General features: G+C 35.3%; 19 protein-coding genes. 12 read left to right on the top strand and 7 right to left on the bottom strand.

What is annotated here, in order from left to right:
- Positions 1-2 precede the first annotated feature (2 nt).
- Genes AC3WV0_RS15315 through AC3WV0_RS15300 form a run of 4 tightly spaced genes read right to left on the bottom strand, consistent with a single transcriptional unit; the run spans position 3 to position 3,712 of the window.
- The gene (locus AC3WV0_RS15315) at positions 3-2,450 is read right to left on the bottom strand and encodes a bifunctional UDP-N-acetylmuramoyl-tripeptide:D-alanyl-D-alanine ligase/alanine racemase (RefSeq protein ID WP_488846972.1); all 2,448 of its coding nucleotides are present in this window, start codon (positions 2,448-2,450) and stop codon (positions 3-5) included.
- Positions 2,440-2,754 carry a type II toxin-antitoxin system RelE/ParE family toxin gene (locus tag AC3WV0_RS15310; RefSeq protein WP_488846971.1) on the bottom strand — a complete coding sequence of 105 codons (315 nt, stop codon included), beginning with the start codon at positions 2,752-2,754 and terminating at the stop codon, positions 2,440-2,442. Before AC3WV0_RS15310 ends, AC3WV0_RS15315 begins: the two co-directional genes overlap by 11 nt.
- Complete coding sequence (locus AC3WV0_RS15305) at positions 2,732-3,070, bottom strand: hypothetical protein (RefSeq protein WP_488846970.1); 339 nt, start codon at positions 3,068-3,070, stop codon at positions 2,732-2,734. The genes AC3WV0_RS15310 and AC3WV0_RS15305 overlap by 23 nt, the downstream gene beginning before the upstream one ends.
- 54 nt (positions 3,071-3,124) lie before the next feature.
- Positions 3,125-3,712 (bottom strand): thymidine kinase, encoded by a 588-nt coding sequence (locus tag AC3WV0_RS15300; RefSeq protein WP_488846968.1) that lies wholly within the window; start codon positions 3,710-3,712, stop codon positions 3,125-3,127.
- 62 nt (positions 3,713-3,774) lie between these two features.
- Between AC3WV0_RS15300 and AC3WV0_RS15295 the strand changes: the two genes are divergently transcribed.
- The 4 genes from AC3WV0_RS15295 to fabG all read left to right on the top strand — a co-directional run bounded on the left by AC3WV0_RS15295 (position 3,775) and on the right by fabG (position 8,353).
- Positions 3,775-5,277 carry a DUF8457 domain-containing protein gene (locus AC3WV0_RS15295; RefSeq protein WP_488846967.1) on the top strand — a complete coding sequence of 501 codons (1,503 nt, stop codon included), beginning with the start codon at positions 3,775-3,777 and terminating at the stop codon, positions 5,275-5,277.
- 7 nt (positions 5,278-5,284) lie between these two features.
- A complete protein-coding gene (gene rsmI, locus AC3WV0_RS15290) occupies positions 5,285-5,959 on the top strand; it encodes a 16S rRNA (cytidine(1402)-2'-O)-methyltransferase (protein ID WP_488846966.1) in 675 nt (224 codons plus the stop codon).
- Positions 5,960-7,435 carry a WG repeat-containing protein gene (locus AC3WV0_RS15285; RefSeq protein WP_488846965.1) on the top strand — a complete coding sequence of 492 codons (1,476 nt, stop codon included), beginning with the start codon at positions 5,960-5,962 and terminating at the stop codon, positions 7,433-7,435.
- Between the two features lie 174 nt (positions 7,436-7,609).
- Positions 7,610-8,353, top strand: a complete 744-nt coding sequence (fabG, locus tag AC3WV0_RS15280) for a 3-oxoacyl-[acyl-carrier-protein] reductase (protein WP_312902050.1) — start codon at positions 7,610-7,612, stop codon at positions 8,351-8,353.
- 72 nt (positions 8,354-8,425) lie between these two features.
- Here fabG and AC3WV0_RS15275 read toward each other — a convergent pair whose 3' ends face one another.
- Positions 8,426-9,466, bottom strand: a complete 1,041-nt coding sequence (locus AC3WV0_RS15275) for a GMP reductase (RefSeq protein ID WP_488846964.1) — start codon at positions 9,464-9,466, stop codon at positions 8,426-8,428.
- Between the two features lie 1,194 nt (positions 9,467-10,660).
- Between AC3WV0_RS15275 and AC3WV0_RS15270 the strand changes: the two genes are divergently transcribed.
- From AC3WV0_RS15270 to AC3WV0_RS15255, 4 genes are all read left to right on the top strand, one after another.
- Positions 10,661-11,458: a prolipoprotein diacylglyceryl transferase gene (locus AC3WV0_RS15270; RefSeq protein ID WP_488846963.1), complete on the top strand. Its 798-nt coding sequence runs from the start codon at positions 10,661-10,663 to the stop codon at positions 11,456-11,458.
- The gene (locus AC3WV0_RS15265; RefSeq protein ID WP_090001627.1) at positions 11,436-11,669 is read left to right on the top strand and encodes a hypothetical protein; all 234 of its coding nucleotides are present in this window, start codon (positions 11,436-11,438) and stop codon (positions 11,667-11,669) included. Before AC3WV0_RS15270 ends, AC3WV0_RS15265 begins: the two co-directional genes overlap by 23 nt.
- A gap of 10 nt (positions 11,670-11,679) precedes the next feature.
- Positions 11,680-13,083: a radical SAM protein gene (locus tag AC3WV0_RS15260; RefSeq protein WP_488846962.1), complete on the top strand. Its 1,404-nt coding sequence runs from the start codon at positions 11,680-11,682 to the stop codon at positions 13,081-13,083.
- 127 nt (positions 13,084-13,210) lie between these two features.
- Positions 13,211-13,579, top strand: coding sequence for a hypothetical protein (locus tag AC3WV0_RS15255; RefSeq protein ID WP_488846961.1), 369 nt, complete (start codon positions 13,211-13,213; stop codon positions 13,577-13,579).
- Positions 13,580-13,606: 27 nt separating this feature from the next.
- On the opposite strand, the gene surE is transcribed toward AC3WV0_RS15255, so the two are convergent.
- Positions 13,607-14,377: a 5'/3'-nucleotidase SurE gene (gene surE / locus AC3WV0_RS15250; protein WP_090001623.1), complete on the bottom strand. Its 771-nt coding sequence runs from the start codon at positions 14,375-14,377 to the stop codon at positions 13,607-13,609.
- 145 nt (positions 14,378-14,522) lie between these two features.
- Here surE and AC3WV0_RS15245 point away from each other — a divergent pair, with 145 nt between their 5' ends.
- Positions 14,523-16,652, top strand: a complete 2,130-nt coding sequence (locus tag AC3WV0_RS15245) for a carboxy terminal-processing peptidase (RefSeq protein ID WP_488846960.1) — start codon at positions 14,523-14,525, stop codon at positions 16,650-16,652.
- 74 nt (positions 16,653-16,726) lie between these two features.
- Here the strand turns inward: AC3WV0_RS15245 and AC3WV0_RS15240 are convergent, their stop codons facing one another.
- Positions 16,727-17,230, bottom strand: coding sequence for a superoxide dismutase family protein (locus tag AC3WV0_RS15240; RefSeq protein WP_488846959.1), 504 nt, complete (start codon positions 17,228-17,230; stop codon positions 16,727-16,729).
- Between the two features lie 147 nt (positions 17,231-17,377).
- On the opposite strand from AC3WV0_RS15240, the gene AC3WV0_RS15235 reads away from it, so the two are divergent.
- The 3 genes from AC3WV0_RS15235 (at position 17,378) to AC3WV0_RS15225 (ending at position 21,394) form a co-directional block, all read left to right on the top strand.
- Positions 17,378-18,280, top strand: coding sequence for an AraC family transcriptional regulator (locus tag AC3WV0_RS15235; RefSeq protein ID WP_488846958.1), 903 nt, complete (start codon positions 17,378-17,380; stop codon positions 18,278-18,280).
- 141 nt (positions 18,281-18,421) lie between these two features.
- Entirely contained in the window at positions 18,422-20,662 is a 2,241-nt protein-coding gene (locus tag AC3WV0_RS15230; RefSeq protein ID WP_488846957.1) for a TonB-dependent receptor, read from the top strand.
- Between the two features lie 81 nt (positions 20,663-20,743).
- Complete coding sequence (locus AC3WV0_RS15225) at positions 20,744-21,394, top strand: hypothetical protein (RefSeq protein WP_488846956.1); 651 nt, start codon at positions 20,744-20,746, stop codon at positions 21,392-21,394.
- Positions 21,395-21,478: the final 84 nt, after the last annotated feature.

Genomic DNA, 21,478 nt, shown 5'->3' with positions numbered 1-21,478 from the left:
AGTTAATCTTTTACATAAATCCTTTTCACACGGGGTGAAATGGAGGTTAATATTTCGTATGTGATGGTGTTGCAGTATCCTGCGAAATCTTTGAGCGTAGGTTTTGCATTGAAGACTGTTACACTATCGCCTTCTTTTGCATTGGGAATGTGGTCTATATTGATCATCATCATGTCCATGCAGATATTTCCTACGATGGGAGCGAGGGTTTTATTGATTCCTACATTTCCCACCTGATTTCCTATCAGCCTTGGAATACCATCTGCATATCCTACTGGAATAGTAGCAATTCTGGTGGGATGATCTGTCTTAAATCTTCTGCTATAACCTACTGATTCTCCGTTTTCTACCAGTGATATTTGTGAAATGACTGTTTTAAAGCTAACTACTGAACGTAACTGTTTTTGTATTTCACTATTTGGTGATTCACCTAACATTCCTATTCCCATTCTTACCATATCATACTGATAATCTGTATAATTTGTAATTCCGGAAGAATTGAGAATATGACGGATGGGGGAGTAGCCTAAATTTTCTATCAGATAATTTGAGTTCTTATTGAATATTTCGAGTTGGTGTAATGTAAATTCTTTTTCATCCGGTAAATCTGAAGAAGAAAGGTGACTGAAAATGCTTTGGACTTTTAAGTTCTTATTATTTAAAATTTGAATTAATTCATCCAGCTCAAAATCTTTAAATCCAAGACGATGCATTCCTGTTTCCAGTTTAATGTGAATCGGGTATTTTTTATCATAACCTGATTTTTGTACTGCCTCGTAAAATAATTCCAATACTCTGAAGCTGTAAATTTCCGGTTCAAGATTATAGGCGATAACGGTTTCATAACTGTGCTGTTCAGGATTCATCACGACGATAGGGACGGTAATTCCTTTTTTGCGCAGTTCAACACCTTCATCTACAAATGCCACACCGAGATAATCGATATGGTGATGCTGTAAGAATTCAGATATTTCATAACTTCCCAATCCATAGGCATTTGCTTTTACCATGGCCATCATTTTTGTCTTAGGTTTCAGCAAGGATTTATGAAAATTAATATTGTGAAGTATTGCATTAAGATTTACTTCAAGAACGGTATCGTGCTTACGTAGTTCAAGAATATCTTTAAGTCTTTCGATCTCAAATTTTCTCGCGCCTTTTAACAGAATAATCTGATTTTCAATTTCGGTAAGATACTTACTGTTAATTAGTTCCTGAGTGTTAATAAAAGTGAAAGTTTTAGATTTAAATAATTCACTAAATTTGGATATTTCATTACCTATCAAGAATACAGAATCAAATTTTTGTTCGTTTACCAGTTCAGAAACTTCTTCATACAGTTCTTTTGAATTTGAATTAACACCTACAATATCCGTTAAAACCAAAGATTTCTTAGGTTTATTATATTCATTTAAAAATTGCAAAGCAGTTTTAAGAGAATCTAAATCAAGGTTGAAAGAATCATTGATAACGATATTATTTTTGATACCTTCAATCGCTTCTAGTCTCATTTCAACAGCTTTTAAAGCGTTGATTTTTTCGACGATATTTTTATTATCAATTCCCAGTTCCTTTAAAACTGTTACAAGCGCCAAAGCGTTCGTTAAAGTGGCTTCATCTCTCTGATGAACAGGAAATGAAATTTCTTCATCAAAATATTTTACAACCACATTATCTTCCTTCGGGATATTGATTTTAAAATTAACCTGGTTATTTTCTTTAAATCCGTAAGAAATTAATTTTTTGCTTGAATATAATGTTTTTATCTTTTTGTCAACCAGTAAATTATCTCCGTTGTAAATAATAACTTCGGAATTTTTAAAGAGCATGATTTTTTCATTAATCAAATCTTCTTCTGAAGCAAAATTTGCGAGATGGGCAGTTCCAATGTGAGTCAGTAAACCGATCTGCGGATGAAATATATTCTCCAGTTTTTCCATCTCATCAGGCTTTGAAATTCCTACTTCAAAGATTCCCAGTTTATGTGAAGAATTGATCTGAAGTAAAGATAAAGGAAGACCGATCTGTGAATTGAAACTTTTAGGACTTTTTACCGTTGGAAATTCATTCCAGAGACACTGATAAAGCCATTCTTTTAAAATAGTTTTACCGTTGCTTCCTGTAATTCCAATAGATTTTATGTGAGAATTCTCGTAATGATATTTTGCAAGTTTTTGAAGAAATTCAACTGAATTCTCAACGATTATCCACGTAATATTTTCATAATGGGGATAATGGTGTTCAGAAATGATGATCTCAATTCCTCTGTCAATTGCGGCTTCAATGAATTTTTCTCCAGAATTTTTCTGGGTATTGATGGCTATAAATGCCGTATTTTTGGTAGAATATATGATTCTGCTGTCAAAAGCGATGTTTTTGATTATTAGACTTCCGTCACCTGCAATTTTTGCGTTGGTAATTTCTGCGATTTGATTTACACTATAGTTCATCAACTCTCTTGGTGATTAAATTATAATTATGATCGGGATTTCGGAAATTATTAATCATATGAAGCAGATTGATTTGATCCGTAGTTATTTCATAGATGATATAATTATGCTTGGTTAAAAGCAATTTATGAAATTCCGTATCTTCATATTTTTGGTGGATTAAATTTCCATTTTCAAGTAGTGCAATCTTTTTTTCTAATATTTCATAAAAATCTTCAACTACCTTAAAACCCCAGTTTTCTATTAGAAAATCCTCAAGATTTTCCAAATCCGATTTGGCTCTATTTGTCCAAAAAATATTCATTCTTTTTTCTTAAAAGTCTTTCCTTAGCTTCGTTCATTACTGCATTATGTTCTTGAATTCTGCCATTTTTAACATCTTCTAAACCTTCTTGAATAGCTCTAAAAATATCATCCTTTGAATATTCTTCCGGCTCAATAATTTCCGCAATTTTCAACAGCTCTTCAGGAAGAAACTTTTTCTCTTTCATTTTTCGGAAAAAAGTAGGTTCAGAAATTCCGCTCTTCTCAATGATATATTTCAGTTTGAAAGGGGAGCTTCTCAAAATCTCATCAATAGAATTGCTGATTTTAATATAGTTTTTGATTTCTAATATCATTTTTCGATAGTTTTAACTATTATATTTTAAACAAAAATAATGATAATTTTGATATCAATTATTCTTTTTAAGAACTTCTTCCACAAAAACCTTACGGCTTACGGCATCATAAGATTCTGTTTCTCCGAGTTCTATGAGATCTTTTCCCTCAGAGGTTCTCATCGAATAATTAGCCAGATTTCCAGTTCTTCTACAGATAGCATGCACTTTCGTTACGTATTCTGCAGTTGCCATAAGATTCGGCATCGGGCCGAAAGGTCTTCCCAAAAAATCCATATCCAGACCGGCAATTACGACCCGGATTCCGCTGTTGGCCAGCTGATTGGCTACATCTACAATACCTTCATCGAAAAATTGTGCTTCATCAATTCCCACCACATCACAATTGGAAGCCAATAAAATGATTTCGTTGGGATTTTCTACCGGTGTACTTCGAATTTTATTCTGGTTGTGAGAAATTACCTCTTCTTCAGAATATCGTGTATCCAGTTTAGGTTTAAAAATCTCCACATTCTGCCCCGCCATTTCTGCTCTTCTCAGCCTTCTGATCAACTCTTCGGTTTTGCCGGAAAACATTGAGCCACAAATAACTTCCATCCAACCGCTTTGTTTGGAATGATTAATTGTATTTTCTAAAAACATTTGTTAAATTAGCCGTATATTTTTAACATCAAAAGTAAGCAATTTTTTAACAAGATTCTTATATGCAGAACATCCAAGATTTAAAGGAAAAGATTTTTTTTGAATCCAAGAATATGATCGCTATTCTGGATAAAATAAGCAATGTGGACGAATTACTTTCCAAGCAGGATCTTGTGGATGATCTTGCCAACAGGATTTCGTTTTTACGCTTGCTGGAAAAAAATATAGCGTATTTCGGGAATGAAAATTTTTCGTCCACCGATGAAAACAATGAAAATTTTTCGTCAATTCCGGATCAGAAAATAAAAATTGAAATAGAGGAAGAAGAAGTCATCTTTAACAATCAGCTAAACGAAATCGGAGAAAAAGAAGAATTTTCAGACCAGGTCACCGAAGAAGAAGCAATTTTTAATAATCAGCTGAATGAAATTGTTGAAGGTGAATTGCATGAAACGTTAGTCAATTTCGTCGAAGAAAATCCAGAAACAGAAATTTCTGATCATCAAAATATTATTCCTGTTGAAAATGTTGAAGATGTTTTCAATGAACAAATGAAAGAAGTTGATGAACATGAAATATCCGGTCAAACGGATGACACATTAAATTTTGTAGACGAGGAAAGAATATTGGCTGATTCAGAGCCTGATAATGAATTTGATATTGATGAAAAAATGTTCAGTGATGAACAGACTGAAGAAGAAGTAATCTTTAATAATCAGCTTAATGAAATTGACGGGTTTGAGAACGAAGTTTCTGATCATCAGGGAAATGTAAACGATTTTGAAGAAGAAGAGAAAATCCGTGATAATTTTGAAACTGAAATGAAAAATGAAGAAAATCAGGAAATTAATGAGATTATTCCAAGTATTTTTGATACAGAACTTTTGGAAGATGAGCTCCTGATAGAAGAAAACGAAGAACATTTTACAGTTTCCGGTGCCATGGTGGAAAATGGAGAGCTTCCTACGGATACTTCAAATGTAGAAGGTATTTTAACGGAAATCAAGCACGAAGCGGCAGTTGAGGAAAAACAGGAGCAGAATATTCTGGCGGAGATCAATGACAGAAGAAAAATTGTTGATATCGACAGACCCGTTCACGAAAACGAAAAAGATAAGCCTGCATCTGACGAGAGTTTTGAGAATCTTGAAGCCTATCAGCAGGAAAAAAAGATAAAATTGGCCCACATAAAGGGTTTAAAAGCCGTTCAGACACTTTTTGATGATGATCATTTGGAAAGAATTTTACCGACGGAAAAAACAGAATCTGCTGAGAAAAAAGAGTCAGGGAGTATTTTAAAAACAAATATACCGACGGATTTTATGGAAGCTGAAAAGAAAAAACCGGAATTCAAACTGGATCTCAATGACCGGATTGCCTTTTCAAAAACACTTTTCGGCGGTAGTCAGTCTGAACTTAATGAAGTAGTGAATAATCTTAACAGCTTCAGGACATTGGAAGAAGCGAAAGAATATCTGAGCGATCTCTATTATTCTAAAAAATGGAATAAAGTAGATGAATATGCCCAAAGACTCTGGATATTGGTAGAAAATAAATTTTTATAACTTAATTTTGAGCGGAATTCTATATTTTGTTCCCACACCCATCGGGAACCTGGAAGATATGAGCTACAGAGCGGTCAATGTGCTGAAAGAGGTTGATTACATATTGTGTGAAGATACAAGAACTTCCGGAGTCCTTCTGAAGCATTTCGAAGTTTCAAAACCTTTAAAATCTTATCATCTCCATAACGAACATCAGGCAACGGAAAAAGTAATAACCGACCTTAAAAACGGTCAGAACATTGCCATTATCACCGATGCCGGAACTCCGGGAATTTCAGATCCGGGATATTTGCTTGCAAAAGCAGGTGCCGACCATCATATTGAGATGATTTGCCTGCCGGGAGCGACCGCTTTTGTTCCGGCTTTAGTGGTTTCCGGATTACCTAATAACGAATTCCTTTTTGCAGGATTTTTGCCACAAAAGAAGGGAAGGCAGACCAAACTCAAGCAACTCGCCGAAGAGAAAAAGACCATCGTTCTGTATGAAAGCCCGCATAAAATCAATACGACTTTAGAGCAGATCAAAGAATTTTTTGGAGAAGAAACTAAAGTAAGTCTCAGCCGGGAAATTTCAAAAAAATTCGAAGAAACCAAGCGCGGAACAATTATTGAACTCATTGAATTCTCAAAAAGCAAAACCTTAAAAGGTGAGATAGTTCTCATCGTAAATAATTCCATTTAATTGAAAAAACTAATTTTCGTACTGTTTTCGTCGGTTTGCTTCGGACAGACGGATCAGTATAAACAGATACTTTTAACTAAAAAACTGGGCAAAGAAGTACGTTCCTATACGAAAGGCTACGGAATGATCAGCGATGCCAAAACCGGAAAAACCGGAATTGTAGATTCTTTAGGCAATATTACCTTTGATTATCCTTTTAAAAGTGAAATTTCACGGCTTTGGAAAGACCGCTTCATCCTGAAGGTAAAAGCAGGAAATTCAAACGGAAAAACCGCTTTGATTGACGAAAAAGGAAAAGAGCTGATCCCTTTAGACAACTTCAGGTTCAGAACTTGGGAAAATAAAGACCGCATGATTTACACAAAACAAGGTAAAGAATGCGTGTATGATTTCAACGGAAAACAGATCATTCCTTTTTCCGACAAAATAGAATTTGCCAGTGAAAACAGATTTTTTGTTAAAAAAAACGGAGTCTGGTTAATCTATGATTTCGATGGCAAGCAGATTTCAGACAGGGAATTTAGCACTGATCTCCGCTTTTATAAAGGAAGAACCTACATCACAACCGGTGAACAATCCGGTGAGATTATTGATAATAACGGAAAGACCTTAACGATAATTTCCAATCATAATGTAGACAATATCAATGCTTTTCCATTTCTTGTAACACTTGATACAACAAAAAACCGATACGGAATTATTAATGACAAAGAAACTGTAATCGCTGATGAAATTTATGAGCAGGCTTTTGTTGGGAGAGAATATATTTACCTTACAAAAGATGATAAAGTAAGCATCTTCTCTAAACGGGAAGGGAAGATATATGATCTTGATTATCATTATGTAAACCCTATTTTTAATGGGTTGTTTAAAACATCTCAGGATCAAAATAATCCGAAAGCTGCTGTGGTCCGTCTTAATGGGGAAATAGTTTTTCCAAAAGAATATGACAGGATAGAAGGACTTACTATTGCGGGAGATAAATATTTATACCTCCGTAAAAATGATGAGGAGAAGATTTTGGATAAAGATCTTAAAAATGTTATCAGTGAAGATTATGAGATCGAGAAAATATTCCCTGATACTTTGATTCTTAGTAAAGACAATAGATATTATAAATTTTCTCCAAAAGACAGACAATATGTTGAACTGAAAGGCTTTAAAGAAATAAAACTTTTGGATATGTATCCTATGCTTGTTGGTAAAAATATCGATAATTTTTACGGGATATTGGATGAAGAAGGAAAAGAGGTAGTTCCTTTTATTTATGATGATATCACAACCTTTGTCGGCGTCAACGAATTTATCATTAAAAAAGATAACAAATTCGGAGTAACGAATCACAAAAATGAACCCTTGGCAGAAGTTGTTTTTGATAAGTTTATTCAGGATAAAAAAGGCCTTAAACTTATAAAAGGAAAAGAAACCCAATATATTTATTTCACCGAACAGAAAGACCGGAATTTTATAGATTAATTGATATGCATGACAAAAAACAGGTAAAAAGTTTTGCTAAAAGTGTGATTTAAAATGCAATGAATAACATTTTATAATATCTTTGCGAACCGTTTTATTTCTATAAAACTAAATAATGTATATTAGCCAACATTCAAAAGGTTAATAAGTTATCAAGAAAATAATTGTCATCATATGAAACTATTAGAAGGAAAAGTAGCGCTAATAACAGGAGCTACCCGAGGAATCGGAAAAGGAATCGCTGAAATGTATGCTCAGCAGGGAGCAAAAATCGCTTTCACCTATGCCGGATCTGTAGAAAAAGCTAAGGAATTAGAAGCAACTTTAAGTTCTGTAACTCAAATTAAAGGATACCAGTCGGACGCATCAGATTTTGATGCCGCTCAAACACTGGTGGATGAAGTAATGAAAGAATTTGGAAAAATCGATATTCTCATCAACAATGCAGGAATCACTAAAGACAATCTTCTCCTGAGAATGTCAAAAGAAGATTGGGACAAAGTGATCAATGTAAACCTGGATTCTGTATTCAATCTTACAAAAGCGGTAATCAAGCCGATGATGAAGGCTAAAGAAGGATCAATCATCAATATGACTTCGGTAGTGGGAATCAGCGGAAATGCGGGACAGGCCAATTATGCCGCCTCCAAAGCAGGGGTTATTGGATTCACAAAATCTGTTGCCCTTGAATTAGGCTCAAGAAATATCCGTTGCAACGCTATTGCTCCTGGGTTCATTCAGACTGAAATGACAGATGCCTTAGATGATAAAGCGAAAGAAAAATGGAACGAAGCTATTCCTATGAAAAAGCTTGGGCAGACAAAAGACATTGCCAACGCCTGTGTATTCTTAGGAAGCGAAATGGCATCATATATTACAGGACAGACGATTAACGTTGATGGAGGTCTCCTGACTTAATAATGATTAAACAATTTAATAATAAAAATCCGTCTCATGAGACGGATTTTGTTGTTTTATAAGAGTAAAAAATTAATCTTTAAAAACCTGATTTTCCTGTTCCTGCACCCTGATAAAGGTTGTCCTTTTAGAAAGTTCTTTTAAGGTTGAAGCGCCTACATATGTGCAGGTAGACCGTACGCCACCCAAAATATCTTTTACCGTTTCCGATACAGGACCTTTGTAGGCAACTTTTACGGTTTTTCCTTCCGAAGCTCTGTATTCTGCGACTCCTCCCGAGTGCTTTTCCATTGCTGTTTTTGAGCTCATTCCGTAAAAAAGACGGTATTTCTTGCCGTTTTCTTCTACAATTTCGCCGCCACTTTCGTCGTGTCCGGCAAACATTCCTCCCAGCATTACAAAGTCTGCGCCGCCGCCGAAAGCCTTTGCCACATCTCCCGGAACTTTACAGCCACCATCTGCAATGATATGGCCTTTCAGTCCATGCGCAGCATCGGCACATTCAATAATGGCGGAAAGCTGGGGATAGCCGACCCCCGTTTTCACACGCGTTGTACAGACAGAACCGGGACCGATTCCCACTTTAATAATATCTGCGCCCACGAGAAGAAGCTCTTCCACCATTTCTCCTGTCACCACATTTCCTGCAATAATGATTTTATCCGGAAAATTAGTTCTTGCTTTCTTCACAAATTCCACAAAATGTTCCGAATACCCATTGGCTACGTCAATACAGAGAAACTCAATTTTCGGGTGCTTTTCGAGGATCGTCCTGATTTTCTCCTCATCCGATTTTCCCGTGCCGGTGCTTAAGGCTATATACTGATGGATGCTTTCAGGCTGCGATTCCAGGAACTGAGACCATTCCTCAGGCGTATAATGCTTATGAATAGCAGTAATAATCTTTTCTTTGGCAAGTTCAACGGCCATTTCAAAGGTCCCGACAGTATCCATATTGGCTGCAATAACCGGTATGCCGCTCCATTTTTTCCGGGTATGTCTGAAGGTAAATTCTCTTTCCAGATCAACTTCCGAACGGGATTTTAAAGTAGAACGTTTCGGGCGGAACATTACATCTTTAAATCCCAGTTTTATATCATTTTCTATTCTCATAATTTGGATATTATTTAATAAAAATAAGGAAAAAGATTGATTGTAACTCTTAAATGACAGTGATTTATCAATAAAGCTGTTTTTAGTAACTGTTAAAATTTTATCTAATATTTTTATGGGCTTCTCTTAATGTACTTTATCCAAATAAACGAAGTTTATTCTTAATCTTAACATTAAGAAATTCAGTTTATTAAGTATAAAAAATAATAAATCAATTAATTGCTTTATATTAAGTTAATTAAGAAATTAAACCTTAATTCCTTAATGTTAAAATTTTATCTAATATTTTATGGACTTCTCTTAATGTACTTGATTCAAATAAACGAAGTTTATTCTTAATCTTAACATTAAGAAATTCAGTTATTAAGTGGTAAAAATAAGAAATCAATTAATTGCTTTATATTAAGTTAATTAAGAAATTAAACCTTAATTCCTTAATGTTAAAATTTTATCTAATATTTTTATGGACTTCTCTTAATGTACTTGATCCAAATAAACGAAGTTTATTCTTAATCTTAACAATAAAGAAATTCAGTTTATTAAGTATAAAAAATAATAAAATCAATTAATTGCTTTATATTAAGTTAATTAAGAAATTAAACCTTAATTCCTTAATGTTAAAATTTTATCTAATATTTTTATGGACTTCTCTTAATGTACTTTATCCAAATAAACGAAGTTTATTCTTAATCTTAACAATAAAGAAATTCAGTTTATTAAGTATAAAAAATAATAAATCAATTAATTGCTTTATATTAAGTTAATTAAGAAAACCTTAATTCCTTAATGTTTAAATTTTATCTAATATTTTTATGGGCTTCTCTTTGTGTTTATAACTTTGATTAAATATCTTTTACATCTTTTGCGGTTAAATAGAAAGTTTAAACAAGTTATTGTTTAAGAATGCAAAGAGAGCAGATTTCTTCTGCTATTAAGTGTACGTTTAGTTATCTCTCTGACAGAAATTCTTTCTTTAAGAAAAGCTAAACAGGTCTATATTTTCAGAAGTCTGAATCATGTTTTATTTAAAGCCTTTTTCTTACTGTTGTAGTGGCCATTTCGATGCACTCCATAAAACGTCGAGACGTTTTACTAAAAAGGTCCCGACGTTTTCACCAAAAGGTTTCGACGTTTTAGACAAAACGTCTCGACATTTTTTTAATAAGGTTTCGACAATATATAAAAAATCAAAAAATGGCTTGCAGAAGCGCTGTAAAAAGCAATACATTTGAAACCATGGATTTCCCTGCAACTGTTCATATTTTAGGTAAAGACGTTTTACTGCATCCGATCACAGAGTCTCTGGGGATTTTCGTCGGAATGCGTTATTATACATTTTTAAAAAGAAATGATAAAGAAAAATTCAGCAATATAAATTCTTTATTAATCCTTATTGCGGCTACTTTAGGAGCTTTAATTGGTTCACACATGATCGGCTCTCTGGAAAGACCTGATGACTTGATGAAAGCGCCTGATGTATGGGCCTACATCTGGCTGAATAATACCATTGTTGGCGGACTTGCAGGAGGACTGATAGGCGTCGAAGCCATGAAAGCAATTATTGGTAAAAAGGAAAGTACAGGCGACAGAATGGTTTATCCTTTAATTGCAGCCATGTTTATCGGCAGAATCGGATGTTTTTTCACCGGAGTCTATGAAGAAACTTATGGCCTTCCGACAGATTCTGTTTTCGGGATGGATTTGGGAGACCATGTTCTAAGGCATCCGGTAGCTTTATATGAGATGGTATTTTTAGCAGCATTATTTGTATTTTTAAAATATTTTCAGAGAAATTTCAGCTACAGATCCGGCGTTTTATTCCAGATTTTTATGCTTCTTTATTTCTCTTTCCGGTTTTTTCTTGATTTTATTAAACCTAAGTACAATATCATTTTTGGTTTAAGTACAATCCAGCTGGTGTGTGTTTTCATTATCATTTATTATATTTATCTATTCAAAAAAAACAGGTATGAAATTATTAGAAGTCGGTAATTTAGGAGGACAGTTCGCAGGATTTGGAATCTTTTTTCTCGGTGCAGGAATTGTGATCATCATGGTTTCTGTGCTCGTGATCCTCATTTTAGGGATTATGTCTGCCTCCAACCCCGAAAAGAAGTATAATTTCAAAGCGCCTTTAATAGGAATTCTTGTCGGGATATTAACCTTTATCGCCGGCGGATGCATCTGTGGCTTTAGTTTATAAAAAGAGTATCATGCCAGTAAGAAACTATACCTATTACGATTATACCATCAGTCTTTGCCCGGAATGCCTGAAAAGAGTGGGGGCGAAGATCATTATTGAAGATGAAGCTGTTTTTATGACGAAAAGATGTCCCGATCATGGGTTTTTCAAAACGAAAATTGCTACTGATGTACCGTATTACAAAAATATCAGAAACTATAATAAAGCTTCGGAAATGCCGGTTCATTTCGGAACGGATGTAGAATACGGATGTCCTTATGATTGCGGCTTATGCGTTGATCATGAGCAGCACAGCTGCCTTTCTATAGTAGAAGTTACCGATCGCTGCAATCTTACATGCCCTACATGTTATGCAATGTCTTCGCCGCATTATGGAAGCCACAGAAGTCTTGAGGAAATCGAAGCGATGTTTGATACGATCGTAAGAAATGAAGGCGAGCCGGATGTCGTACAGATCAGCGGAGGCGAGCCTACGATTCATCCCGAGTTTTTTAAGATTATGGATATTGCCAAGTCGAAGCCGATCAAGCATCTGATGTTAAATACCAACGGCGTACGGATTGCCAATGATCCCGGTTTTGCTGAAAAACTGGCCACCTATGCCCCGGAGTTCGAGATCTATCTGCAGTTTGATTCTTTTAAACCTGAAGTCCTTGAAGATTTTAGAGGAAAAGACCTTACGGATATCAGAATGAAAGCTTTAGAGAAACTGAATGCCCTGAATCTGTCTACAACGCTGGTGATTGTTCTTCAAAAAGGAAAAAACATTGATGAGATCGGGAAAATTATTGATTTTGCTTTAAAACAGAAATGCGTGCGTGGGATTACTTTTCAGCCCGTTGAAATTGCTGGAAGAAACCGTGAAGATTCTGCGTATGAAAAGATAACGTTGACCGAAGTAAGACAGGAGATTTTAAACCAGTTTCCGCTTCTCAATTCGGATGATATCATTCCGGTTCCATGTAATCCGGATGCTTTGGCGATGGGCTATATTCTAAAGCTTGAAGGTGAAACGATTCCTTTAACACGATATATCAATCCTGCTGATCTCCTGAATAATGAAACGAGAAATACAATCGTATACGAACAAGATACGGGACTGCAGATGCAGCTTCTGGATATCTTCAGCACCGGAATCTCCGTAGATAAAGTGAAACCGAAAGTAAACCAGTTACTGTGCTGTCTTCCCGAAGTTTCGGCTCCCAATCTCGATTATGACAATCTTTTCAGAATCATCATCATGAATTTTATGGATGCCCACGATTTTGATGTCCGCGCCGTAAAGAAATCCTGTGTGCACATCGTCAATAAAGATTTAAAACTCATTCCCTTCGAAACCATGAATCTTTTTTACCGGGATGATAAGAGTAAATATTTAGAAGAATTGAGAAAAGAGGATAGAGTTTTATTTTGATTTTATGATAAGATCTAGGATAAATATTGAATCATTTATTATCGTCTATTTCTTGACATTTATATTAACTATCGTTTTTACTTTTGTTATAATAGATGATATTAACAATTTCAAGTTGTTAAAACTTGTGAAAGATATTTTTTTACTATTACTATTAATATTTATATGGAATTTTTTCATCAAAATTCATACGAAGATTATTATTACTGATCAAGATATAATATCTAAAAAGCTTTTTAAAACAGTAATCATAAACTTAAAGGATTTAGATTTTTGCTTTGAAAAAGAAGAAAGGTCAAGATATTCTACGTATAATATTTTGTATATTGTAAGCGATGATAGAATTATTGAGACAATATCAAGTTTTGATTATTCTAATTATGTTGAGATTAAAAAAGCACTTAACCTATTAGAATACCGGCATATAAAACTTACAGTTTTTGATATGATTAGAATTTTATTCGGTGCAAAAGCTTTCGTTTCAGTAAAAAAATAAGGCGTAAAATAATTACGCCTCAGTATTTTAATCAAACTTCATCACCTCGCTCAGCGTATTCATATACTCATATGCTGTAAGGTCAAATTTCACAGGAACAATTGAGATGTAGCCATTTGCTAAAGCGGTTTCATCGGCATCTTCAGATTCGTCCATATTGTTGAAATAGCCGGTAAGCCAATAGTATTTTTTACCGTGAGGATTCACCCTTTCATCAAAGCTTTCTTCCCATTTGGCATGAGCCTGTTTGCAGACCTTTACACCTTTGATTTCTTCTTTCTGAAGTTTAGGAATATTTACATTTAAAACAACACCTTTCGGCATTGGGTTTTCCAACGTTTTCTTTACAATATTCTGAATATATTCTTTTGCCTGTGTGAAATCTGCCTCCCAGCTGAAATCCAGCAAAGAGAATCCGATGGCCGGAAGATTTTCTACACCGGCTTCCACTGCTGCAGACATCGTCCCGGAATAAATAACGTTAATGGATGAGTTTGCGCCGTGGTTAATTCCTGATACGACAATATCCGGTCTTCTGGGAAGTATTTTATCAAGAGCCATCTTTACACAGTCAACAGGTGTCCCGCTGCAGGAGAAATCTCTTTGCGGACCGTCAAGATGTACTTCTTCATAGCTTAAGGTAGAATTGATGGTAATGGCGTGGCCTTTACCACTTTGTGGAGAGTTGGGTGCTACAACGATTACTTCTCCGATTTCGTTCATAAAACTTACAAGATTTCTGATTCCAGGTGCTGTGATTCCGTCGTCATTAGTAACCAGAATAAGTGGTTTTTCCATATTAAAATTTAATTTTAACAAAAATACTTAAAACTATCTGATATTTGTAAAGAAGGTATTAAATTTGATAATTTGTAACAGTAAATTAAAAATTACTACTCATTATAATACTTTTTAAAAATTAATAAAAATACATTACAGATTTATGTGGAAAAATTTTAAGCTAAATAAATTTTTACTCCTCATTCCATTAACAAGTCTAATGTTTTGTTTCAACTCGCCTAAAAATGAAGATGAAAAGATGCAGACGATAATGGTGAGCGTAAAAAATACTCTTTCTTACCTGCATTACAGCCCGAAACCTATCAATGATGCGTATTCCAAGGATGTGTATAAGCTGTATTTTGATCTGGTAGATTCCGGGAAAAGATATTTTCTGCAGTCGGATATGGATGAATTTGCCAAGCACGAAACCAAGCTGGATGATTATCTTAATCAAGGAGATCTTACTTTCTATAAACTCACGGTTGACCGATTGTACCAGAGAACCGACGAGATTGATAAAATGATTCAGGATATTTTAAGCAAACCGATCAATCTCGAAGAAGATGAAACTTTGACGCTTGAGCCAAAACTCAAAAAAGCTCCAGCCAACAAGCAGGAACAGTATAATGAATGGAAAAAATTCATTAAATACAATATTCTTCAGGAGATTGAATCGATGAACAGCAAAGAAGAGACCCAGAAGGAAAAGAAAGATTCTGTACAACGATATAAACTGAAAGATACCATTAAATATCAGCCACTTGCACCTGAGCAGAAGCTTCAGAAAGCAACCGGAGAGGTAAAAGATCTTGTACAGGACATGTTCAGAAGATTTAAGAAAAGAAAGAAAATAGATCTGTTTACGGTGTACATGAATGCGTATACAGAAGTTTTCGATCCGCATACAAACTACTATTCTCCGAAAGATAAAGAAGATTTTGATACCAACTTTACAGGAAAAGTAATTGGTATCGGTGCGATTATTCAGGAGAAAAAGGGAAATCTCTATTTAGGAGCCTTAACAATCGGAGCGCCTGCATGGAAGTCTAAACAGCTTTCCGATGGTGATAAGATTCTTAAAGTAAAATCAAAACCAAATGAAGATGCCGTAAATGTAGTCGGTATGCTCTCTGATGAAGCTGTGCGATTAATCCGCGGGGAAAAAGGTACTCCTGTAACACTAACTGTTCAGAAAAAGGACGGAACCATAAAAGAGGTTACCATGATCCGTGAAGAGGTAGCCATTGAAGATACTTTTGCAAGAAGTATAGTCGTAGGCTCTCCTAACGGGAAAAAATATGGATTTATCAACTTGCCTAGCTTTAATGCAGATTTTGAAAATCCAAACGGAAGAAATGCTTCTGATGATATTAAAAATGAGATCATTAAGCTTAAAAAGCAAAACATAGAGGGAATTGTTCTGGACCTTAGAAATAACGGAGGAGGTTCACTAACAGAAGTTGGTGATATCATGGGACTTTTCATGCAGGCAGGTCCTTATGTTCAGGTAAAGGATGGAAATGGAAAAATTCAGACGTTAAAGAATAAAAATGAAACTCCGATCTGGACAGGTCCTTTGGTAATCATGCAGAACGAAGCCTCAGCTTCAGCATCTGAAATTCTTGCCGGTGTGATGCAGGATTACGGAAGAGCCATGATTATCGGATCTCCACAATCTTTCGGAAAAGGAACCGTGCAGACTTTTGTTGAATTAAACAGATTTTTAAATACAGAGGATGATTTCGGAGCGTTAAAGCTTACCATCCAGAAGTTTTATAGAATTACAGGAGAATCTACCCAAAGAAAAGGTATTGTTTCTGATATTCAGATGAAGGATCTGCTTACCTATGCCGAAATAGGAGAGCGATATGATGATTATGCGTTGGCTTGGGATAAAATTCCGGCAACAAATTTCCAAAAGGTTAATTACTTCAATATCCAGGCGTTAGAAAAGGCAAGCGCAGACAGATTAGCGAAAAATACAAAATATCAATTGATGCTGGAAGCTGCACAATGGAGAGAAAAACTGGATAAAGAAGAAACGATCACACTTAATATCAATAAGTTCAACGAACTGACAAAACAGAGAAAAGCACAGATCGAAAAGTTTAAATCTTTAACTAAATTCGACAACGGACTTCAGTTTACGATGTATCCGAACGAAGTTGAAAGAGAGAAAAAGGATGAAGCTTTCAAAAAGAAGTCTGAAATCTGGGTTAAAAATCTTAAAAAAGACCTTTACCTTCAGGAAGCCATGAACGTGATTGCTGAAATGGGTGTGAAATCTTAATTTAAACCGATATCAAATAAAAAACCGTTGTCTGTGGAATTCAGACAACGGTTTTTTTTATGGGATAGTCGGACTTATTTTATTTCAACACATCCTACTCTTCCTCCGGCATTTCCGGTAGGCTGCGTATGGAAATCGTCAGCCGCAGCGTGTACGATCAGTCCTTTACCAATAATGTTTTTGGACTCATCGGTACATCCAAGGCACCATTTATTGGTCTTAAAAGTCAATGTTGCATTTCCGGACTGGTCTGCTACCAGGTTACCGATATCTCCCATATGGAAATGCTCGGCACCCCATTTTCCATGGTCATCTTTTGCAGGATTCCAGTGGCCTCCTGTAGACGTTCCGTCAGCTGCAGAACAATCTCCTTTTTCATGAATATGCACCGCATGAATTCCTGGCGTAAGGTTCGTTACATCAAGTTTCATAATAACTTCGTCACCTTTCTGGGTAAATTTTGCGGTTCCGCCCGTTTGGGTATTGCTTTTAGACATGACCTGATAGGTTTTTGTTGTTCCGCATGATACGGCCAGCAAAGCACATCCTGCCAGTAATGATAATGTTTTAGCTTTCATTTTAAATGATTTAAAGTGATTTTATGTTAAATTTAAAAAAGATTTACTGAAAAGAACATACGATTCAGGGATCTTTTTGAAAATAGCAATAAATGACAAGCTTCTCTCATCCAAACTGAATATATTTGATTCCAAATCCTGCTGCATTTGGAAGAGTATAAAAAAAGAATTGTAAAAGCGATTCAATACATTGACGATAATCTTGATACGGAATTTTCGCTGGAAATAATTTCGCAGATTGCTGCCTATTCGCCCTTTCATTTTCATCGGATTTTCAGGCTGGTCACTGGAGAAACCTTACAGAACTATATCATTAGAAAGAAGACTGAAAAAAGCGCCTTTTATCTTGCCTTACGGAAAAATAGAAGCCTGAAAGAAATTTATCTTCAATCTGGTTTTTCCAGCCATTCTTCATTCAACAGGACCTTTAAAAAATATTATGGAAAATCGCCTTCGGAATTCAGGAATTCTGTACCGGAAAATTTTCATATTATCCAGACTCAACAAAGCAAGAACGGACAAATAAATTCTGTTTTCAGCCAATACATTTGCAATATTGAAAACCTTTTAAATTGGACGAAAATGAATTTAAAAATTGAAATTAAAGAATTTCCAACGATGAATCTTGCTGCCGTTATGAGCCTTGGAATTGCCAATGTAGAACCTTCCTACGGCATTTTGATTGATTGGGCAAAAGACAGAAAACTTTTTCCGGCAGAAAATGTGAAGATGATATCCGTGTATCACGACAGCTTTAAGGTAACGCCTGCAGATAAAGTCAGAATTCATGCCTGTATGCTTGTATCCGAAAAGCTAAAACAGAACGAAGGGGAAATTTTTTCTGAAACAATTGAGCCTGGAAGGTTTATTGTAGGACGTGGAGAAGTTACTTTGAATGATTTTGAGCAAAGCTGGGTTTCTCTCTTTTTATGGATGAAAGAAAACAACTGTACCCTTCGGAAAGCTTTTCCTTTTGAAATTTACCATACCAATTTTAAAGAACATCCTGAAGGTAAAATGATCGTGGATTTCTGTATTCCGATTAATTAATAGAATATATGGCTTTTGAGAGAAATTATCATTTGACGAAAAAACAAATTTTACAGTTCAGAATTCAAATTCTACGGTTCAGCAACAAAAATTTATTTCAGGTTAAAATTCGAGATACTTTTGAATCGAAATTAATCAGCTATGAAAACAAGATTATTATTTTTCATCTTCCTTTTAATTTGCTCACTGAGTTTTGCCCAGGTAAAAATTTCCGGAAAAGTAACTTATAAAAGCAAAGGCGTACGAGATGTAAACGTCACTTTAAAAGATACTTATGACGGAGCGACTACAGATGGCGACGGAAACTTTTCTTTTGAAACTTCAGAAAAAGGAAATAAAATCTTACTGTTTACCCACCCCAAATATATTGATGTAGAAAAAGCTATTTCCATTGAAAATCAAGAGATTTCAGTAAGTGCTGAACTGAAAGAGCAGATTAATGAAATTGATGCTGTTGTTGTTTCCGCAGGTTCTATTGAAGCCAGCGACAAAAAGAGAGCAACAGCGCTTTTAACGCCGATTGATATTTATACGACTGCCGGAGCAAACGGACAGATTTCCTCGGCATTAGCCTATCTTCCGGGAGTTCAGAAAGTGGGAGAGACAGAAGGCCTTTTTATCCGTGGAGGAACCGGAACAGAGTCAAAGATCTTTATGGACGGAAGTTTAATTAATAATTATTTCTCTAATTCGGTGCCGGGAATTGCTGGAAGGGACCGTTTTAATACTTCGCTCTTCAAAGGAAATGTTTTTTCAAGCGGCGGATATTCGGCCCTGTACGGGCAGGCTCTTTCCGGAGCGCTGATGCTGGAAAGTATCGATCTGCCGGATCAAAGCTCTTATGATATTGGATTTTCCCCTATATTTTTAAATGCGGGATTTCAGAAACTGAATGATAATAAGAATTCTTCTTTCGGCGCAAGTTTAGGATATTCCAACCTGAAGCTGATGCAGCAGGTTTTTAATTTTAATACCAATTTCGAAGAAGCGCCTCAAAACATTAACGGAGATTTTAATTTTAGAATTAAAACAAAATCAGGAGGTTTTATTAAATATTATGGCATGTACGATTCCAACAGAATGGGTGTTCAGACACAAAGCTTGGAACCGGAAAAATATGATGAATCGTCCGTTAATCTTAAAGGAAAAAGTACGTATCACAATCTGTCTTTTAAGCAAAAATTTGGTAAATATTTATTGAATGCCGGTACTTCTTATTCTTTTAACCGGTCAGACCTTGATTTTTCAACATTAAAAAGCGATGTTTCGACAGGAAATACACGACTTTTAAATAAAGGAAATTATATCAACTTTAAAACTGTTTTAGAAAGAAAGATAAACAGAATCAGTGCTTTGCGTGGAGGAATTGAATTAAACAGTACCAACGAAAAACTGAACTTTAATGACTTTGTAGAAAAGAATTATAAAGACCTGATCTCTTCTGCTTTTCTGGAAACGGATCTTGGATTCAGTAATCAGCTTTCGGCTAAAATAGGAATGCGGACAGAATATTCTTCATATCTCGAAAAAGCCAATATTGCTCCGCGTATTGCATTGGCGTATCGTCTTGCAAAAGACTGGACGACCTCATTCGCTTACGGAATTTTCTACCAAAATCCTGAAAGTAAATATATTAATGCGCCGGCCAACTTGGATTTTCAGAAATCACAACATTATATTTTTCAGATTCAGAGAACGACGGAAGGAAGAAATCTGCGATTTGAAGCTTTTTATAAAAAATATGATGACCTGGTTAAAGTAAGAAATCTGGATTATAAGGATAGCCAGAACCAATATGTGCAGACTGCAGACAACAACAATGGCTATGGCTATGCAAAAGGACTCGAGCTGTTCTGGAGAGATAAAAAAACATTTGAAAACATAGACTATTGGATCAGTTATTCTTATCTGGATTCCAAAAGGGACTTTATGAATTACCCTGTCAGTTTAAAACCTAATTTTGCCTCCGAACATACGCTTTCAGCTGTGGCTAAACGATTTGTACCAAAATGGAAAACAGGATTCAACCTTTCCTATACCTACGCAAAAGGCCGCCCATATTATGATATTGCTACACACGATGTTAATGGTAAACCAGAATATTTTGTTAGAAATGAGGGAAAACTTAAAGATTATAACGCCCTCAACTTTAGTCTGAATTATCTCCCGAATCTCGGTAGAAAAGACACAAAAGCATTTACCGTTCTCGTGTTGAGCGTGACCAATATTTTAGGGTCAAAAAATATTTACGGATACAATTTCTCGATGGACGGAAACAGAAGTTCGGCGGTAGTACCACCGGTAAATACCTTCGTTTTTGTAGGTGCTTTCATCAGCTTTGGGATTGATAAAACCCAGGATGCCATCAACAATAATTTATAATATCAATTTATAATATCATTTTAGAAACAATTAAAAAATTATATTTAACATATTAAAATTTAACCTTCAAAAATTAGAAAAATGAAAAAATACCTCTTAACTTTTGCTTTAAGTGTAATGAGTTTAAATGCTTTTGCTCAGGCTGATTATGAAAAAATAATGTCTGACAAGATTACTAAACTGGAAAATACAAGATCGGCCGATGAATTACAGGCGCTTGCCAATGATTTCGACAGAATCGGCAAGAAAGAAACGAAACAATGGCTGCCTTCTTATTACGCGGCGCTTGCCTATCTTCAAAAAGGAAGAACACAGATGCAGGAAGGAAAAATGTCTGAACTTTCCATAAATGCAAATGCTGCTGAAAAATATCTGGATCAGGCAGAAGCTATTGCAGGAAAAGATAATTCCGAAATTCACCTTCTCAGAAAAATGGCTTTTTCTCTTAAAATGATGGAAAATCCGGCCGAAAGATACATGACCGACGGTATGAAAGCCATGGAAGAGCTTAAGAAGGCAGAAACGCTTGATCCCGGAAACCCTAGAGTAGCTCTGATCAAGGCGGAAGATACCTATTTTACCCCTGAACAATACGGAGGAAGCAAGACAAAAGGCATTGAACAGTTTAAAGCAGCTTTGGAAAAATTCAATACTTTTAAGCCTAAAACTTCTTTAGATCCGAATTGGGGAAAATCTGAAGCTGAGTATTTTCTTAGTGGAGCCGCAAAATAATGACCTTACTCTGAAGCCTTCTCAGAGCAGAAGGTTTAGAGTTCCGTTCAGGTTTATAAATACAGTTCGGTAAAGAATAATTTA

The sequence above is a fragment of the Chryseobacterium sp. 27AL genome, assembly GCF_057815395.1.
The sequence above is the reverse complement of the archived record's forward strand: the minus strand, read 5'-3'. Positions and strand labels throughout refer to the sequence as shown.

Bases quoted from the DNA above. Each gene is read 5' to 3' on its own strand.
- AC3WV0_RS15315 (WP_488846972.1), bottom strand. From the start codon at position 2,450: ATGAACTATAGTGTAAATCAAATCGCAGAAATTACCAACGCAAAAATT.
- AC3WV0_RS15310 (WP_488846971.1), bottom strand. From the start codon at position 2,754: ATGAATATTTTTTGGACAAATAGAGCCAAATCGGATTTGGAAAATCTT.
- AC3WV0_RS15305 (WP_488846970.1), bottom strand. From the start codon at position 3,070: ATGATATTAGAAATCAAAAACTATATTAAAATCAGCAATTCTATTGAT.
- AC3WV0_RS15300 (WP_488846968.1), bottom strand. From the start codon at position 3,712: ATGTTTTTAGAAAATACAATTAATCATTCCAAACAAAGCGGTTGGATG.
- AC3WV0_RS15295 (WP_488846967.1), top strand. From the start codon at position 3,775: ATGCAGAACATCCAAGATTTAAAGGAAAAGATTTTTTTTGAATCCAAG.
- fabG (WP_312902050.1), top strand. From the start codon at position 7,610: ATGAAACTATTAGAAGGAAAAGTAGCGCTAATAACAGGAGCTACCCGA.
- AC3WV0_RS15275 (WP_488846964.1), bottom strand. From the start codon at position 9,466: ATGAGAATAGAAAATGATATAAAACTGGGATTTAAAGATGTAATGTTC.
- AC3WV0_RS15270 (WP_488846963.1), top strand. From the start codon at position 10,661: ATGGCTTGCAGAAGCGCTGTAAAAAGCAATACATTTGAAACCATGGAT.
- AC3WV0_RS15265 (WP_090001627.1), top strand. From the start codon at position 11,436: ATGAAATTATTAGAAGTCGGTAATTTAGGAGGACAGTTCGCAGGATTT.
- AC3WV0_RS15260 (WP_488846962.1), top strand. From the start codon at position 11,680: ATGCCAGTAAGAAACTATACCTATTACGATTATACCATCAGTCTTTGC.
- surE (WP_090001623.1), bottom strand. From the start codon at position 14,377: ATGGAAAAACCACTTATTCTGGTTACTAATGACGACGGAATCACAGCA.
- AC3WV0_RS15245 (WP_488846960.1), top strand. From the start codon at position 14,523: ATGTGGAAAAATTTTAAGCTAAATAAATTTTTACTCCTCATTCCATTA.
- AC3WV0_RS15240 (WP_488846959.1), bottom strand. From the start codon at position 17,230: ATGAAAGCTAAAACATTATCATTACTGGCAGGATGTGCTTTGCTGGCC.
- AC3WV0_RS15230 (WP_488846957.1), top strand. From the start codon at position 18,422: ATGAAAACAAGATTATTATTTTTCATCTTCCTTTTAATTTGCTCACTG.
- AC3WV0_RS15225 (WP_488846956.1), top strand. From the start codon at position 20,744: ATGAAAAAATACCTCTTAACTTTTGCTTTAAGTGTAATGAGTTTAAAT.